This is a genomic window from Pseudomonas sp. A34-9 (assembly GCF_029543085.1).
Lineage (GTDB): Bacteria > Pseudomonadota > Gammaproteobacteria > Pseudomonadales > Pseudomonadaceae > Aquipseudomonas.
The window spans coordinates 5,778,634-5,794,441 of sequence record NZ_CP119967.1 but is presented as its reverse complement, the minus strand read 5'-3'; the positions used below and the strand labels follow the sequence as shown (position 1 = coordinate 5,794,441).

Annotated in this window: 15 protein-coding genes; 7 read left to right on the top strand and 8 right to left on the bottom strand. The window is 59.0% G+C overall.

What is annotated here, in order from left to right; all coding sequences use genetic code 11:
• Positions 1-10 precede the first annotated feature (10 nt).
• Both P3G59_RS25920 and bfr read left to right on the top strand, forming a co-directional pair.
• Entirely contained in the window at positions 11-1,465 is a 1,455-nt protein-coding gene (locus P3G59_RS25920; protein WP_277759502.1) for a catalase, read from the top strand.
• Between the two features lie 149 nt (positions 1,466-1,614).
• Complete coding sequence (bfr, locus tag P3G59_RS25915) at positions 1,615-2,082, top strand: bacterioferritin (protein WP_007918444.1); 468 nt, start codon at positions 1,615-1,617, stop codon at positions 2,080-2,082.
• Between the two features lie 65 nt (positions 2,083-2,147).
• Here the strand turns inward: bfr and uvrA are convergent, their stop codons facing one another.
• Entirely contained in the window at positions 2,148-4,982 is a 2,835-nt protein-coding gene (uvrA, locus tag P3G59_RS25910; protein WP_007918441.1) for an excinuclease ABC subunit UvrA, read from the bottom strand.
• Positions 4,983-5,173: 191 nt separating this feature from the next.
• Here uvrA and P3G59_RS25905 point away from each other — a divergent pair, with 191 nt between their 5' ends.
• On the top strand, positions 5,174-6,571 hold the full coding sequence (locus tag P3G59_RS25905; protein WP_277759501.1) for an MFS transporter: 1,398 nt from the start codon (positions 5,174-5,176) through the stop codon (positions 6,569-6,571).
• 9 nt (positions 6,572-6,580) lie between these two features.
• Positions 6,581-7,105 carry a single-stranded DNA-binding protein gene (locus tag P3G59_RS25900; RefSeq protein WP_008081898.1) on the top strand — a complete coding sequence of 175 codons (525 nt, stop codon included), beginning with the start codon at positions 6,581-6,583 and terminating at the stop codon, positions 7,103-7,105.
• Positions 7,106-7,296: 191 nt separating this feature from the next.
• On the opposite strand, the gene P3G59_RS25895 is transcribed toward P3G59_RS25900, so the two are convergent.
• From P3G59_RS25895 to P3G59_RS25865, 7 genes are all read right to left on the bottom strand, one after another.
• Positions 7,297-8,454, bottom strand: a complete 1,158-nt coding sequence (locus P3G59_RS25895) for a glutathionylspermidine synthase family protein (protein ID WP_277759500.1) — start codon at positions 8,452-8,454, stop codon at positions 7,297-7,299.
• A 2-nt stretch (positions 8,455-8,456) separates the two neighbouring features.
• Entirely contained in the window at positions 8,457-9,149 is a 693-nt protein-coding gene (locus tag P3G59_RS25890) for a DUF1190 domain-containing protein (RefSeq protein ID WP_277759499.1), read from the bottom strand.
• Between the two features lie 17 nt (positions 9,150-9,166).
• The gene (locus tag P3G59_RS25885; protein ID WP_277759498.1) at positions 9,167-9,592 is read right to left on the bottom strand and encodes a DUF350 domain-containing protein; all 426 of its coding nucleotides are present in this window, start codon (positions 9,590-9,592) and stop codon (positions 9,167-9,169) included.
• A gap of 15 nt (positions 9,593-9,607) precedes the next feature.
• Entirely contained in the window at positions 9,608-10,258 is a 651-nt protein-coding gene (locus tag P3G59_RS25880; protein WP_277759497.1) for a DUF2491 family protein, read from the bottom strand.
• Positions 10,259-10,472: 214 nt separating this feature from the next.
• Entirely contained in the window at positions 10,473-11,171 is a 699-nt protein-coding gene (locus P3G59_RS25875; RefSeq protein ID WP_186621716.1) for a PspA/IM30 family protein, read from the bottom strand.
• A 17-nt stretch (positions 11,172-11,188) separates the two neighbouring features.
• Complete coding sequence (locus P3G59_RS25870) at positions 11,189-11,857, bottom strand: YjfI family protein (protein ID WP_242206876.1); 669 nt, start codon at positions 11,855-11,857, stop codon at positions 11,189-11,191.
• Positions 11,858-12,002: 145 nt separating this feature from the next.
• Complete coding sequence (locus P3G59_RS25865) at positions 12,003-12,557, bottom strand: cysteine hydrolase family protein (RefSeq protein WP_277759496.1); 555 nt, start codon at positions 12,555-12,557, stop codon at positions 12,003-12,005.
• A gap of 101 nt (positions 12,558-12,658) precedes the next feature.
• On the opposite strand from P3G59_RS25865, the gene P3G59_RS25860 reads away from it, so the two are divergent.
• From P3G59_RS25860 to P3G59_RS25850, 3 genes are all read left to right on the top strand, one after another.
• The gene (locus P3G59_RS25860; RefSeq protein WP_277759495.1) at positions 12,659-13,660 is read left to right on the top strand and encodes a GlxA family transcriptional regulator; all 1,002 of its coding nucleotides are present in this window, start codon (positions 12,659-12,661) and stop codon (positions 13,658-13,660) included.
• Between the two features lie 281 nt (positions 13,661-13,941).
• On the top strand, positions 13,942-15,051 hold the full coding sequence (locus tag P3G59_RS25855; protein ID WP_277759494.1) for a DUF3182 family protein: 1,110 nt from the start codon (positions 13,942-13,944) through the stop codon (positions 15,049-15,051).
• Entirely contained in the window at positions 15,041-15,796 is a 756-nt protein-coding gene (locus P3G59_RS25850; RefSeq protein WP_277759493.1) for an alpha/beta fold hydrolase, read from the top strand. The genes P3G59_RS25855 and P3G59_RS25850 overlap by 11 nt, the downstream gene beginning before the upstream one ends.
• Positions 15,797-15,808: the final 12 nt, after the last annotated feature.

Here is a 15,808-nt window from a genome sequence, read left to right as displayed (position 1 = left end):
AGAAGACCGTATGAGCCAGATCAAAACGCTTACGACCGCCAGTGGCGCACCTGTCGCGGATAACCAGAATTCTCGCTCCGCCGGCCCGCGTGGCCCGCTGCTACTCGACGATTTCCATCTGATCGAGAAGCTTGCGCACTTCAACCGTGAAAATATCCCTGAGCGTCGCGTCCATGCGAAAGGCTCGGGTGCTTATGGCACGTTCACCGTTACTCGTGACATCACTGATTACACCAGCGCCAAGCTGTTTGAATCCGTTGGCAAGCAAACCCCGACTTTCCTGCGCTTTTCTACAGTGGGTGGAGAACGTGGTTCGGCGGATACCGAGCGTGACCCACGCGGCTTTGCCCTGAAGTTTTACACCGAAGAAGGCAATTGGGACATTGTGGGTAACAACACGCCCGTGTTCTTCATTCGTGATCCGCTTAAATTCCCTGACTTCATCCACACGCAAAAACGCTTGCCGCAAAGCAACCTGAAAAGCGCGCAGATGATGTGGGACTTCTGGTCACATTCACCTGAGGCGCTGCATCAGGTCACCATCCTGTTTTCTGACCGCGGCATTCCTGACGGCTATCGTCATATGCACGGCTTCGGCAGTCACACCTACAGCTTGATCAGCGCTAAAGGTGAGCGTCACTGGGTGAAGTGGCACTACAAGACAAAGCAAGGGATCAAGAACCTGGCGCCGGCTGATGCAGCGCGCTTGGCAGGTACCGATCCAGATTACGCGCAGCGCGATCTGTTTGAAGCGATTGAGCGCGGCGACTTCCCGAAATGGTGCGTGTGCATTCAGATCATGACCGAGGCGCAAGCCGCGGCGCACTACGAGAACCCTTTCGATGTGACCAAAACCTGGTCGCAAAAAGAATTTCCGTTGATCGAAGTTGGCGAGCTGGAGTTGAACCGTAACCCGCAGAACTACTTCGCTGAAGTCGAGCAAGCTGCGTTTGGCCCAAGCAACATGGTACCGGGTGTCGGCCTGTCGCCGGATCGTATGCTGCAAGGTCGCGTATTCGCGTACGCCGATGCTCACCGCTACCGTGTGGGTACCAATCACCAGCAACTGCCGGTGAACGCTCCGCGCAGTCCGGTCAATACCTACCAGCGCGACGGTTCAATGGCTTTCGGCAGTAACGGTGGTGCAGCGCCAAACTACGAACCGAACAGTTATATCGAGTCGCCGAAACAAGCTCCGCATTATGCCGAGCCTGCGCTGGCCCTGAGTGGTGCGGCCGATCGCTACGATCACCGCGAAGACACCGATTACTACAGCCACGCCGGTGCGCTGTTTCGTTTGATGAGCGACGAACAGAAAGCATTGCTGGTAAGCAACATCGCCGGTGCTATGGCAGGCGTTTCCAGTGATGTGGTCGACCGCCAGCTGCAGCATTTTTATAAAGCCGATCCGGCGTATGGAGAAGCAATCGCAAAGCTGCTCAACGTACAGCTTAACGAAGTCTAAACGAGAAGCAGAACCGCCCTCATTTGGGCGGTTTTTGCGTTATTTAGGCTGCTTTTCTAAGAATATCTTCGCTTTTATTGCGCGCGGCGGGTGACCTTCCGGTCAGGTTGGTTCAAACTACAGACTTTCAAGTAGGGAGATGTAGGGCGATGCAAGGCCACCCAGACGTTATCGATTACCTCAACACGTTGCTGACCGGCGAACTGGCCGCGCGTGATCAATATTTTGTTCATTCGCGGATGTATGAGGACTGGGGGTTCACCAAGCTCTACGAGCGAATCAACCATGAAATGGAAGAAGAGGCCGGTCACGCTGATGCGTTGATGCGCCGTATTCTGATGCTTGAAGGCACCCCGCGTATGCGTCCGGACGATCTGGATGTGGGTACAACCGTGCCGGAGATGCTCGAAGCGGATCTGCGCCTTGAATACAAAGTTCGTGCTGCGCTGTGCAAAGGCATCGAGCTGTGCGAACAGCACAAAGACTATGTCAGCCGCGAGATCCTGCGGGTTCAGCTCAACGACACCGAAGAAGACCACACCTACTGGCTGGAAAAGCAGTTGGGCCTGATCAAGCTGATCGGCCTTGAGAACTACCTGCAATCTCACACTTCCTGATTGCAATCGATACAAAAAAGCCCCTGTCACTGATGAAGTGACAGGGGCTTTTTCATGTCTGGCGTTTACGCCCGATCGCGGATCAGCAGCGGTTTGAGGTAATGACCGGTATGAGATTGCTTCATCTCGGCCACTTCTTCCGGTGTACCGGTGGCAATGATCTGACCACCCTTGGAACCGCCCTCCGGCCCGAGATCGACCAGCCAGTCGGCCGTCTTGATCACGTCGAGGTTGTGTTCGATCACCACCACCGTGTTGCCGTGGTCGCGCAGACGATGCAGTACATCGAGCAACTGCTGGATATCCGCGAAGTGCAAACCGGTGGTCGGCTCATCGAGGATGTACAGGGTCTTGCCGGTGTCACGCTTGGACAGCTCGCGAGACAGCTTGACCCGCTGCGCCTCACCACCCGACAACGTGGTCGCCGACTGACCGAGCTTGATGTACGACAGGCCGACATCCATCAAAGTCTGCAGTTTGCGCGCCAGTGCCGGCACCGCGTCGAAGAACTCCCGGGCTTCCTCGATAGTCATTTCGAGGGTTTCGTGAATGCTTTTGCCCTTGTATTTGATCTCGAGGGTTTCGCGGTTGTAGCGCTTGCTCTTGCACACGTCGCAGGGCACGTAGATGTCCGGCAGGAAGTGCATTTCCACCTTGATCAGACCATCGCCCTGGCACGCTTCGCAGCGACCGCCCTTGACGTTGAACGAGAAACGCCCCGGGCCGTAACCACGGGAGCGAGACTCGGGCACGCCAGCGAACAGTTCACGGATCGGCGTAAACAGCCCGGTATAAGTTGCCGGGTTTGACCGCGGGGTGCGACCGATCGGGCTCTGGTCGATGTCGACGACTTTATCGAGATGTTCCAGGCCTTTGATGCTGTCGTGCGCTGCCGCTTCCAGGGTGGTTGCGCCGTTGAGCGCCGTGGCGCTCAGCGGGAACAACGTATTGTTGATCAACGTCGATTTACCCGAGCCGGAAACACCGGTCACGCAAGTCAGCAGACCAATCGGGATGTCCAGATCAACGTTGCGCAGGTTATTGCCGCGCGCGCCTTTCAGCGACAGATTGAGCTTCTTGTTACGCGGTGTGCGCTTGGCCGGCACTTCGATCTTTACCCGGCCCGACAGGTATTTGCCGGTCAGGGAATCCGGGTGCGCCATGACTTCTGCCGGCGTGCCTTCGGCAACGATTTGCCCACCATGCACGCCTGCGCCCGGACCAATATCGACGACATAGTCTGCCAGGCGAATCGCATCTTCGTCGTGCTCGACCACAATCACCGTATTGCCGATATCGCGCAGGTGCTTGAGCGTGCCGAGCAGGCGGTCGTTATCGCGTTGATGTAAACCAATCGACGGTTCATCGAGAATGTACAGAACGCCGACCAGGCCCGCACCGATCTGACTGGCCAGACGAATCCGCTGCGCCTCGCCACCGGACAGCGTGTCAGCGCTGCGATCCAGCGACAGATAGTCGAGACCGACATTGACGAGGAACTGCAGACGCTCGCGGATCTCCTTGAGGATCTTGTCAGCGATCTCGCCGCGTCGACCGGTCATCTTCAACTGGCCGAAATACTCGCAAGCGTCACCGATCGGCAGATTGGTCACCGCTGGCAGCGTTTTCTCGCCAACCCACACGTGGCGCGCTTCACGACGCAGGCGAGTGCCGCGGCAGTCCGGGCAGGACTGAGTGCTGAGGAACTTGGCCAGCTCTTCACGCACGCTCGCCGACTCGGTCTCGCGGTAGCGACGCTCCAGGTTCGGCACGATGCCTTCGAACGGGTGCGAGCGTTTAACGATATCGCCACGGTCGTTGAGGTATTTGAAGTCGACGTTCTGCGAGCCGCTGCCGTGCAGGATGGATTTCTGCTGATCGGCCGGCAGATCGTTGAACGGCACTTCCAGGCTGAAGCCGTAGTGCGAGGCCAGTGAGCCGAGCATCTGGAAGTAATAGACGTTGCGCCGGTCCCAGCCGCGAATCGCACCTTCGGCCAGCGTCAGCTCGCCGTTGACCAGTCGCTTGATGTCGAAGAACTGCTTCACCCCCAGACCGTCACACGTCGGGCAGGCGCCGGCCGGGTTGTTGAAGGAAAACAGCTTGGGTTCGAGCTCGCTGATTGCATGGCCGCAGATCGGGCAGGCGAAGCGCGCGGAGAAGATCATCTCTTCGCCCGGCTCATCGTCCATCGGCGCGACCAGGGCGATGCCGTCCGCCAGTTTCAGCGCGGTCTCGAAAGACTCGGCCAGACGTTGCTGCAGGTCGGCGCGCACCTTGAAGCGGTCAACGATCACATCGATCGAATGCTTCTTCTGTTTATCCAGTTTCGGCAACTCGTCGAGTTCGCAGATCCGGCCATTGACCCGGGCACGGACGAAACCTTGGGCGCGCAGCTCTTCGAAGACCGACAGGTGTTCACCTTTTCGCTCGCGGATCACCGGCGCCAGCAGCATCAGTTTGCTGCCTTCCGGTTGCGCCAGCACCAGGTCAACCATCTGACTGACCGTTTGTGCTTCCAGCGGAATATCGTGATCCGGGCAGCGCGGTGTACCAACGCGTGCATAGAGCAGGCGCAGGTAGTCGTAGATTTCGGTGATGGTGCCGACCGTGGAGCGCGGGTTGTGCGAGGTCGATTTCTGTTCGATGGAAATCGCCGGCGACAGGCCTTCGATGGTGTCGACGTCGGGTTTTTCCATCATCGACAGGAACTGGCGGGCGTAGGCCGACAGCGATTCGACATAGCGGCGCTGACCTTCGGCGTACAGTGTGTCGAAGGCCAGGGACGACTTGCCGGATCCGGACAGGCCGGTGATGACGATCAGCTTGTCCCGTGGCAGGGTCAGGTCGATGTTCTTCAGGTTGTGGGTACGGGCCCCACGTATCAGGATCTTGTCCAAAGTGGCCTCGCTCGGCGGGCGTCGAAAACGTAGGAGTATACGGGCAAATACTGGATGGATGCACACTATCAAACGAAGGGTTTTTTGCCCTGGATGAAGAGAGTTTCATCTATACGCGTCAAAGCGTCGCGATCTACCCCGTCTTTCGATGGGACTGGTAGAATCGCCGCCGGTTCACATGAGGTTTTTCCATGCACGATCCCCACAGCGAACGCATGAGTGGCAGCGAGACCCGCGCGGCGAGCGGTCTGGCCCTGGTGTTCGCCTTCCGTATGCTGGGCATGTTCATGGTGTTGCCGGTACTGGCGACCTACGGCATGGATCTGGCGGGAGCGACCCCGGCGCTGATCGGGTTGGCCATTGGCGCTTACGGCCTGACCCAGGCAATTTTCCAGATTCCGTTCGGGATCATTTCTGACCGCATTGGTCGTCGCCCGGTGATTTACCTCGGGCTGATCGTCTTTGCGCTCGGCAGCGTGCTGGCCTCTCAGGCCGATTCGATCTGGGGGGTGATTGCCGGCCGGATCCTGCAAGGTGCCGGAGCAATCTCTGCTGCGGTCATGGCACTGCTCTCAGACCTGACTCGCGAGCAACATCGCACCAAAGCGATGGCCATGATCGGTATGACCATCGGTCTGTCGTTTGCCGTGGCCATGGTGGTCGGGCCCCTGCTGACCCGTGCTTTCGGCCTTTCCGGATTGTTCCTCGCTACCGGTGGCATGGCGCTGGTCGGGATCCTGATCATCATGTTCATGGTGCCGCGCGCTACCGGGCCGCTGCAGCATCGTGAGTCCGGTGTCGCGCGTCAGGCACTGATGCCGACACTCAAGCATCCAGACCTGCTGCGCCTCGATCTGGGCATCTTTGTGTTACATGCCATGTTGATGTCGAGCTTCGTCGCGCTGCCGCTGGCACTGGTCGAAAAAGCCGGTTTGCCCAAGGAGCAGCACTGGTGGGTCTACCTCACCGCGCTGCTGATTTCGTTCTTCGCCATGATCCCGTTCATCATCTATGGCGAGAAGAAACGCAAAATGAAACGAGTTTTGCTTGGCGCCGTCCTGACGCTGATGCTGACTGAGCTATTCTTCTGGCAGTTCGGCGACAGCCTGCGGGCTCTGGTGATTGGTACGGTGGTGTTCTTCACCGCGTTCAATCTGCTGGAGGCTTCATTGCCGTCGCTGATCAGCAAGGTTTCACCGGCAGGCGGGAAGGGCACGGCCATGGGCGTGTATTCCACCAGCCAGTTCCTCGGTTCGGCACTCGGCGGGATACTCGGCGGCTGGCTGTTTCAGCATGGCGGTCTGTCGGTTGTGTTCCTCGGATGCGCCGCGCTGGCTGCACTTTGGCTGGCCTTTGCTGTTACCATGCGTGAACCTCCCTACGTGACGAGTCTGCGCTTGCCGTTGTCGCCCGAGGCGATCCGCGAAGCGGGTCTGGTCGAGCGCCTCAAGGCCCTCGTAGGGGTAACCGATGCAGTGATAGTCGCTGACGAGGCGGCTGTTTACATCAAACTGGACAAAGAATTAGTGGATCGCGACACCCTCGAACGCCTGGTGAACAACCCGGCCGGGGCTGCTTGCGAAGCCTAGGAGAACGTTATGGCCCGTGGGGTTAACAAAGTCATATTGGTCGGCACTTGCGGCCAGGATCCCGAAGTTCGCTACCTGCCTAACGGTAACGCCGTGACCAACCTGAGTCTGGCCACCAGCGAACAATGGACTGACAAGCAAACCGGTCAGAAGGTCGAGAAGACCGAATGGCACCGTGTTTCGATGTTCGGCAAGGTTGCCGAAATCGCCGGTGAATACCTGCGTAAAGGTTCGCAGGTCTACATCGAAGGCAAGCTGCAGACCCGCGAGTGGGAAAAAGACGGTATCAAGCGTTACACCACCGAAATCGTGGTCGACATGCAAGGCACCATGCAACTGCTCGGCGGCCGTCCACAACAGGGCGACCAACAAGGCGGTGGCAACAACTACCAGCAGTCCGCTCCGGCCCCACGCCAGCAGGCTCCGCGTCCGCAGCAGTCGGCTCCACAGCAGCGTTCGGCCCCGGCTCCACAGCAGGCCGCACCGCAACCGGCGCCGGATTTCGACAGCTTTGACGACGATATTCCGTTCTGATTTGTTGCTGCACCCGCTCTAAATAAAAAGGCCCGTCGCTTAAACGACGGGCCTTTTTTGTTCTGAAGAATCGGAGATAACGCCGATCGACTGGAGGAGCTGTCGAGTGAAACGAGGCTGCGATCTTTTGATCTTAAAAAACAAGATCAAAAGATCGCAGCGTGCCGCAGCGCCTACAGGGGATTTGTGTTTCAGTCGAGGATCAGGTGGGGCAAGAAGCGGCTGGAGTCTTTGGTGATCAAACTGTTGTCTTCCCGCACTCCAATCCCCGCAGCCTGATCGCCAATCACCCAGGAACCGATCAGTGTGTAGCTGTCGCCAAACTTCGGCAGCGGCGCAAACTCCTGCAGGATGAACGGCGCATCCGTGTAGGGCCCGTCCTCTTTTACGATCAGACCGTCAGCCGTTTGCAACTCAATGTTGGCGCCTTCGCGGGAAAAGTACGGCTTGCGTACCCAGCCTTTCGGCACTGCGCTGGCCGGATTCGGATCGAGATGCGCTGCCAGCAGATTCGGATGGCCCTTGTGCAGCTCCCACAGCAACGGCAACGCGCCCTTGTTCGACAGGATCGCCTTCCACGCCGGTTCGAAAAACTGCGTATCGCACTCGGCAATCGCCGCGCCGAATGGCTCGTGGAAGATGAATTCCCAGGCATGCAACTTGAACAGGTGCGGGATCCAGCGATCTTCCAGGTCGACGAAACGACCTTCAGCCGTCAAACCGATGTCTTCGATATCGATGTGCCGTGATTCGATGCCGACCTTCTCGGCGATCAAGCGCAGGTAATCCGTGGTGCCCTTGTCCTCGACCGAGTCTTTCATCGAGGCGAAGTAGAACGGTCGCTTCAGTTGTAACTCGGCGAAGGCCTGATGCAGCTGGGTGTCGATGCTGTTGAACTGGTCGGCATGGCGCGGCAGCGTGCCGCGTTCGATGCATTGTTCCAGCCAGCCCCACTGGAACGCCGCCGCTTCGTAGAGGCTGGTCGGCGTGTCGTAGTTGAGTTCCAGCAGTTTCGCCGGGCCGTCGCCGCTGTAGGAAAAGTCCATGCGCCCGTACAGATGCGGATGACCTTCCCGCCAGGATGTGCGGATCATGTCGTAGTACGGCGCCGGGATGCTCAGGCGATCCAGCAGTTCTTCGCTGTGCGCCACGCGGTCGACCAGGTCCATGCACATCTCGTGCAGTTCGGTGGTCGGATCCTCAAGATCGTTTTCGATCTGCGCGAGCGTGAACTGGTAATACGCGCTTTCGTCCCAGTACGGCTCGTCATCAATGGTGTGAAACATGAAGCCGAGACTTTCGGCAGTCTGTTTCCAGTCAGGCCGTTCGGCGCAGTGGATCTTCTTCATCGTCAGCTGCTCGAACGACCGGAACTGCTGCCCCAGCCACCCCAACCGCTACGGGCGCTGGACTGGCTGCCGAAGCCGCCGCGTGACGTCGATGAGGCCACGTTGACCGGTTTGCTTTTGCTGCTTTCGTAATCCGTCTGGCTGCGCGTCGTGGTTTCGGCTCTGCGATACTGCGTCGAGGTGTTGTACGGCTGGCGCGTTTCGCGATCGCGGTAAACCGTGCGTTCGGCGTTGTTGCTCATCGCGTTGCCGATCAGCCAACCGGTTAGCCAGCCGTTGCCGCCACCGCCACCGCTGGAGACGTGCGAAGTGCTTTGCACATTTTGCGCCGTTGCATTACCGGCAGGCATCTGCGCATCGGCGATGGCGTCGAGGTTCTGCGCCGGCTCACCGCTCATTGGCACTTTGAAGCCGCCGAGTTTCGGCACGAAGCGGCCGTCAGAATTCTTTTGGCACCAGTCAGCGGCAAAGTCCGCGTCGCACTTGGCCTTGTTGTCGTACGCCGGGGCAATGCGCCGGTGTTCGGTCAGGGCGGCGACGTAGGCGGTGGAGCAGACATCGGCGGCCACTTCGGCGTCGACGCACTGTTCCACGTTCTGGAAACTGCGTGGTTGATCTGCGGCTGTCGCTTGGCCGGAAATGGCCATGGCCACCGAGGCGGCGAGGGACAACTGAACGTATTTGCTGCGTTTCATCTAAGGCTTCCTGCCGATCAGTTGGACGGTGTCATGCACGCGGCGTTGAGCATGCCGACGCTGATCGCGACCGCAGCAACATAGATACCCGAAGCCACTTCACCGTTGGCGATGCGCTGGGACGTGCCTTTGAGCACCAGACCCGTGGCGAGGAATGCCAGCAGTTGCACCACGGCGGCAATCACTGCCCAGAGCACGAAGTCGAGGACGTTGACCGAAAACGCAATCACGTTACTGGCTGGAATCGCGAAGCCGATGATCGCGCCGGCCAAGGCGATGGCGGCGGCAACGTTGCCGGAGCGAATCAGCTCGAACTCTTTGTGCGGGGTGATGCGCGTGTAGACGAATTGAAACAGCATGAACAGCAGTACGGCGCCGATGAGGTAGACGACGAAACCGACCAGGGCGGTTTTGTTCAGGGAAACGGCCAGCACTTCCAGCATGAAAAACTTCCTTTTTTAAATGGTGCTCAGATCTGTCGTGTACAGCGAGATGCCGAGCGAGGTGCTCAGGCTGACGGTGCCTTCTTCATCCTGTTCGACGGAGAACAGCAGCAATTCGCGTCGATCGGTCAGACCGGTTTCGCGGGCATAAAGCATTGAGTGGTGTTCGATGGTGTAGCTCTCGTCCGGATTGACCACCTGTTCGGTCATCGGCACGAGTTCGGTCTGGCCTTGTTCGGTGCCCCACTCACGGCTGTATTCGACACCGCCGTGGTTGTAACCGGGCAAGCCGATCTGGCTGTTGGGGCCGGCCAGGCGCTGCAGTTCGGCGTCACTGTTGACGGTCACGTAACTGAGGTAATTGAACAGGGTGACGGATTCGATCTGATCGTCACCGGTGACGTGGATCTGCAGCCAGAAATCCTCGTCGTTCATGTAATAGCGGTGCAGTTTATTGGACTGGCCGAGGTCGACCCAGCCGTGGCTCCAGATCGCCTGATCGAAGGGCACTCGCACGGTGGTCGAGCCATCGAGCAACAGCGCCAGCGTCGTATCGAACCTGACAGCCTTGCCCTGAGCCATGCCGAGTGGGCCACTGGCAACGGTCGGTGTTGGCGCAGCGGTCTGCCAGTTGCTGGTGCCCAGCAAGTCTTTAAACCATCCCATGGGTACGTTCCTTGAAGCGGGTGGAAGTGTTCGTCGGCGAAAAAGCGTCGCTAGTGTACCGGGCTGAGCGGCGAACTAGCAGGCAAAATGAAATGTTGCGCGAGTAAACGAGAGCCTGGGTAGGAGCTGCCGAAGGCTGCGATCTTTTGATTTTAAAAGACAAGATCAACAGATCGCGGCCTTCGGCAGCTCCTACACAGAGCCAGTTGCGGCGTTACTGCGAGGACTTTTGCTTCAGACGCTCGAGAATCGCATTGGCGCTGCCTTCGTTCGGCGTGATGCCGGCGTCGCGCAGTTTGCGTTCCAGATCGTTGCCGGTCGAAGCGTCGGCCAGTTCGTCGGCAGCGCTCAGTTCAGCCGCGCGTTGCTGCTGCTTGGCCTGCAGACGGTTCAACGTACCGACGGCGGTTTCCAGTTTGCCATTGGCGCCGCCGCTGGCGATGGAAGCGCTGACCTGGGCTTTCTGCACGCTTTCGCGGGCCTTGGCCATGTCCACTTGCTGGCGCAGGCTCTTGATACGCGACTCGGCCTTGCTGATGTCTTTGCGCATGTTTTCGGCGTAAGTGCCGAATTCGTCGCTCTGCTTTTTCTCGACATCCAGCTCGTTGGTCAGGGTCGAAATTGCTTCGGCCACTTCCAGCGCCAGGTCTTCACGGCCGGCGTTCAGCGCCGAGACGGCTTTGGCTTCCAGATCCTTGATCTTGGCGTCGTACTCGCTCACGCGGTCGGCGGCCAGTTTGTGTTTGGCCATGATCGTGACCAGCTCGCGACGAGCGTTCGACAGTGCGGTGTCGGCGTCGCGGATTTCCTGATCGAGGATGCGCAGGGCCTGTTGGTCGGCAATGGCTTCGCCGACTTCATTGGCGCCGCCGCGCAGCGCGGTGAACAACTTGCTCCAGATGGACTGAGTCATTGGATATTCCCTGTTGATTACTTGAAGAAGTGTTCGAAGGCTTCACTCGCGCGCTGCACGTTGTCGACCAGTGTTTTCACCTCGGTGACGACGTTGGTCAGGCTCGAGTCGGCGCTGAGGGCGCCAAACATGTTGTAAACGGTCTGCCCGTTGGGCATCGACTCGATACCGATCGACGACAGCGGGAACATTTCCCGGCTGCGCAACACGGCGTCGTTGAAGGCCGCTACGTTCGAGATCGAATCGATGTCCACCAGCACGGTGTCGACGATGATCTGCTGGCCAGCCAGGGCGATATGAATCGGCAGACCGCCGAATTCGTTCATTTCCAGCTTGATGCTGGGTTCGGAGCTCTGGATCAGCGACAGCGTGATCTCTTGCGAAGCCACCTCGTCCAGAGCCTTGAGGGCGTTGAAGAGGCTATCGATGGTCCAGTTGTTGCCTGCGCTCATGTAATTCTCCGACATGAAAGAGCCAGCCAGAATCGGTTGGCGTAGCTGTTGCTCCATTTGCTTGAGCAAGCTTCGGTTTTCGGGAAGCACCCAAGTTTCGTGTTTCACATAACCGGCAGCGGCCAGACCCGCGCGCATCTGCTTCATATAGAAGCTCGATGGTTTTTTCGCCGACGGCTTCGCGCGCTCCCCCTTGGGGCTCTCTGATTTCGCGGTGGGGGAACGGCTTTTCATGGCAATGGCTCGGTTATGAACATCTCACGCGTGAGCCACACTACAACCAATTCAAAGTGCCATCAATGGCTCACGCGTGAGATTTTTATGACAGACAAAAAAAGACCCGCTGCATCGCGGGCCTGAATTTCTTGCAGGATATTACTCAGCGAGTGGCGGCGAGGAATTCGTCAGTGGATAGCACGCTGGCGTAGGCAAAACCCAGCGCTGACATGAACGCGGCGTGGACGTGGGCGGCCGGCACCGTAAGCCCGTTGAACTGCAGATCGCGGCTGGCGCAGGCGTCGTGAATCACCGAGACGGCGTAACCCAGATCCGCCGCCGCCCGGGTGATACCGTCAACGCACATGTGGCTCATGCTGCCGACCACCACCAATTCCTTGATGCCTCGTTCTTCGAGGATCGCTTGCAGTTCGGTTTCGCGGAACGAGTTGACGAAGTGCTTGAGCACCACCGGTTCATCGGCACGGTTGAGTACCTTTGGATGCAGCTTGGCGCCCTCTGAGCCCGGGGTGAAAAACGGCGCATCCGCTGAGGTGAATTCGTGGCGAATGTGTACCACCGAATCGCCTGCCTCGCGGAACGCGGCGATCAGCCGGGCGGCATTGTCAGCAGCCGCGTCGGCACCGGCCAGCGGCCACTTGCCTTGGGGGAAGTAGTCGTTCTGGATATCGACTACGATGAGCGCTTGCTTGGCCATGGGTGTGTCCTCGATGTATTGGCTGGAAGTGGCTTCAGTATTGGCGCTGGCCAGCGATTCGAGGATTGGCCGCACCGACAATAGACAGGGGAAAACTGACAATGGGCGCAGAAAGGGCCGCCATCGCTGAATTGGGCGTGCTGATCTATCCCGGCGCGCAAATGGCGGCGGTGCATGGTCTGACCGACCTGTTTGCGGTGGCCAACCGGATTGCCGCCGAACATCAGGCTGCGCAACTGCCGGTGCTGCGCGTGAGCCATTGGCAGGTCGACGGTGATCAACCGCCGACGCGGATTTACGCTAGCCATCCAGGAGACGACAGCGCATTGCTGGCGGTGCTGATTCCGCCATCGATCGGCGGGTTTTCGGCGGCGCAAATGCCGGTCAGTCTGGCGCAATGGTTGCGCGATCAGCATGCGCATGGGGCGACGCTCGGCGGAGTTTGCGTGGGCTCGCTGCTGCTGGCCGAAAGCGGCTTGCTCGACGGACGTAGCGCCACCACTCACTGGACCTCTGCCAAGGCTTTCGCCGAGCGATATCCGAACATCAGGCTCAAGGCCGATACGCCGATTGTCGATGACGGCGACCTGATTACTACCGCCGGATTGATGGCGTGGTCGGAACTGGGCTTGCGTCTGGTCAACCGCCTGCTCGGACCGAGCATTGCGACCAGCACCGCTCGCTTTCTGGTGGTGGAACACAGTGACAGCGCCAGTGAGTGCGGGAGCAATTTTGCGCCGATTCTCGGTCATGGCGACGCTGCAATTCTCAAGGTTCAGCACTGGCTGCAAAGCACCGGCGCGACGGATGTTTCCTTGACGGCGATGGCGCACCGGGCGGGGCTGGAAGAGCGGACCTTTCTGCGCCGGTTCCGCGCGGCGAGCGGGTTGAAACCCACCGAATACTGTCAGCATTTGCGGGTGGGCAAGGCGCGCGAGATGCTCGAGTTCAGCAACGGCACGATTGAACACATTGCGTGGACGGTGGGCTATCAGGATCCGGGGGCGTTTCGCGCGATCTTCAAGAAGATTACCGGGCTGGCGCCGAGCGATTATCGGGCGCGGTTTGGTGTGACCCCAATCTCGAAAGCCTCCATTACCTAATGTAGGAGCGAGCTTGCTCGCGAAAGCGGTGGGGGCTGTAAGTTTGATGTCGACTGACACGGCGCCTTCGCGAGCAAGCTCGCTCCCACATTGAACTCTATAGGACTATAGATCGTGCAATTTGCCGGGGTTTTACCGGCGGTCGTGCAGATTGAAACAGGCGTGGTGCCAGCACGATTCTGGCAAGGTTTTGATTCACCGAGGAATTTCCGGCAGCGGCCGTTGGCCTGATCTCTGCACCTCTCAACGCTACAGTCATCGAACCGATGGAAGGGGGACGCATGACCCCGACACCCCGCAGGAAAATCGTCGTCGCCCACTCGGTGCGCCACGACGCACCACAACATGAAGTACAGACCAACAAAGCGCTGGCCCGCTGGCTGGCGCAGATTCTCGGGTGCAAATTCGGCGGCAGCTATGACGCTGAAAAACACCACGGTCGTGATCTGTATTTACTGCCTACGCAAACCATTGTCGGCACGGCCAGCGCTCACGCACTCGGCATCAAAGGACCGGATGATCTGTGGGGCGGATTCGTCGAGCACGACTTCATCTGCACCAAAGCCATCAGCCACGGCCTGCGCAGTCATCTGGCTCACGCGCCGCAAGGCTGGTCGCCATTGTTTTCCGAGCGGGTGCGCAATGTAGTACTCGATGGCCTCAGCGTGTTTGCGCTGGAGGATGCCCGTCCCGCCGCCGAGCACCTGCTGTACGGCGGTCCGATACGCATGAAGCCGGTTCATGCCTGCGCTGGTCGTGGCCAGGAGGTGATCGAGAGCCTTGATGCCTTCGATGAAGTCCTCACTCGCCCCGATATTGCACAGCAGTTCAGCGAGGGCATGGTGCTGGAACAGGACTTGAGCGACGTTGTCACCCACAGCGTCGGCCAGTCGTTCATCGGCGATAGAGTGCTGAGTTACTGCGGTGATCAATACTTGACCAAGGACGCCCACGGCGATGAGGTCTACGGCGGCTCGAATCTGCTGGTGGTGCAGGGTGATTATGACCAACTGCTGAAACTCGACCTGCCCGACGCTGTGCGTCTGGCCATTGAGCAGGCACAGGTGTTCGACGCTGCCGCCAATGAGGCTTATCCGCGCTTCTATGCTTCGCGGCGCAACTACGACATCGCCCAGGGCCTGGACAGCAACGGTAAATCCCGCAGCGGCGTGCTCGAACAATCCTGGCGCATGGGCGGCGCCAGCAGTGCTGAAGTCGCGGCCCTGCAAAGCTTTGTCAACGATCCGGGGATGCGCGCGATTCGCGTGTCATCGGTGGAAACCTACATTGATCAGCCGCTGCCGGCGGATGCTATCGAGGTCTATCGCGGCCCGGCTGAGAATAGCGAATTTCTCCTCAAATACGTAACGGTCAAATCCTATGACGGCTAGAAGCGAAAGCATTCAAATCGACATTGATGATGAACAGATGAGCGGGACATTTCTCAGTCCCAAATCGAAAGTCCCGGGGGTGTTGTTTGTCCACGGTTGGGGGGGGAGTCAGGAACGTGATCTTGAGCGCGCCAAAGGCATCGCGGGTCTTGGTTGCGTGTGCCTGACCTTCGACTTGCGCGGGCACACCGGTGGCACCGGCATCCCGCTGACTCGCGTCACCCGCGAAGACAACTTGCGTGATTTGCTCGCGGCCTATGATCGCCTGCTGGCGCATCCGGCACTCGACACCTCGGCCATCGCCGTGGTCGGCACCAGTTATGGCGGTTATCTGGCTTCGATCCTGACTTCGCTGCGCCCGGTACGCTGGCTAGCACTGCGCGTGCCGGCGCTGTATCGCGACGAGCAATGGCACACGCCCAAGCGTGATTTGGACAAGGCGGATTTGCGGGATTATCGCAGCACATTAGTGCGCGCTGACACTAACCGGGCATTGCATGCGTGTTCGCAATTCACCGGGGATGTGTTGCTGGTGGAATCGGAAACCGATGAATACGTGCCGCACGCGGCGATCATGAGTTACCGCGCGGCGTGCCAGCAGACCCATTCACTGACACACCGGATTATCGACGGCGCCGATCATGCGCTGAGTGAACCGGTTTCGCAGCAGGCCTACACCTCGATTCTGGTGGACTGGATTACCGAGATGGTCGTGGGTGAGCGGTTGAGCATTATCCAATCCTGAAGATCAAAAGAT

Coding starts and splice junctions, on each gene's coding strand:
- P3G59_RS25920 (WP_277759502.1), top strand. CDS start 11: ATGAGCCAGATCAAAACGCTTACGACCGCCAGTGGCGCACCTGTCGCG.
- bfr (WP_007918444.1), top strand. CDS start 1,615: ATGCAAGGCCACCCAGACGTTATCGATTACCTCAACACGTTGCTGACC.
- P3G59_RS25905 (WP_277759501.1), top strand. CDS start 5,174: ATGCACGATCCCCACAGCGAACGCATGAGTGGCAGCGAGACCCGCGCG.
- P3G59_RS25900 (WP_008081898.1), top strand. CDS start 6,581: ATGGCCCGTGGGGTTAACAAAGTCATATTGGTCGGCACTTGCGGCCAG.
- P3G59_RS25895 (WP_277759500.1), bottom strand. CDS start 8,454: ATGAAGAAGATCCACTGCGCCGAACGGCCTGACTGGAAACAGACTGCC.
- P3G59_RS25890 (WP_277759499.1), bottom strand. CDS start 9,149: ATGAAACGCAGCAAATACGTTCAGTTGTCCCTCGCCGCCTCGGTGGCC.
- P3G59_RS25885 (WP_277759498.1), bottom strand. CDS start 9,592: ATGCTGGAAGTGCTGGCCGTTTCCCTGAACAAAACCGCCCTGGTCGGT.
- P3G59_RS25880 (WP_277759497.1), bottom strand. CDS start 10,258: ATGGGATGGTTTAAAGACTTGCTGGGCACCAGCAACTGGCAGACCGCT.
- P3G59_RS25875 (WP_186621716.1), bottom strand. CDS start 11,171: ATGACTCAGTCCATCTGGAGCAAGTTGTTCACCGCGCTGCGCGGCGGC.
- P3G59_RS25870 (WP_242206876.1), bottom strand. CDS start 11,857: ATGAAAAGCCGTTCCCCCACCGCGAAATCAGAGAGCCCCAAGGGGGAG.
- P3G59_RS25865 (WP_277759496.1), bottom strand. CDS start 12,557: ATGGCCAAGCAAGCGCTCATCGTAGTCGATATCCAGAACGACTACTTC.
- P3G59_RS25860 (WP_277759495.1), top strand. CDS start 12,659: ATGGGCGCAGAAAGGGCCGCCATCGCTGAATTGGGCGTGCTGATCTAT.
- P3G59_RS25855 (WP_277759494.1), top strand. CDS start 13,942: ATGACCCCGACACCCCGCAGGAAAATCGTCGTCGCCCACTCGGTGCGC.
- P3G59_RS25850 (WP_277759493.1), top strand. CDS start 15,041: ATGACGGCTAGAAGCGAAAGCATTCAAATCGACATTGATGATGAACAG.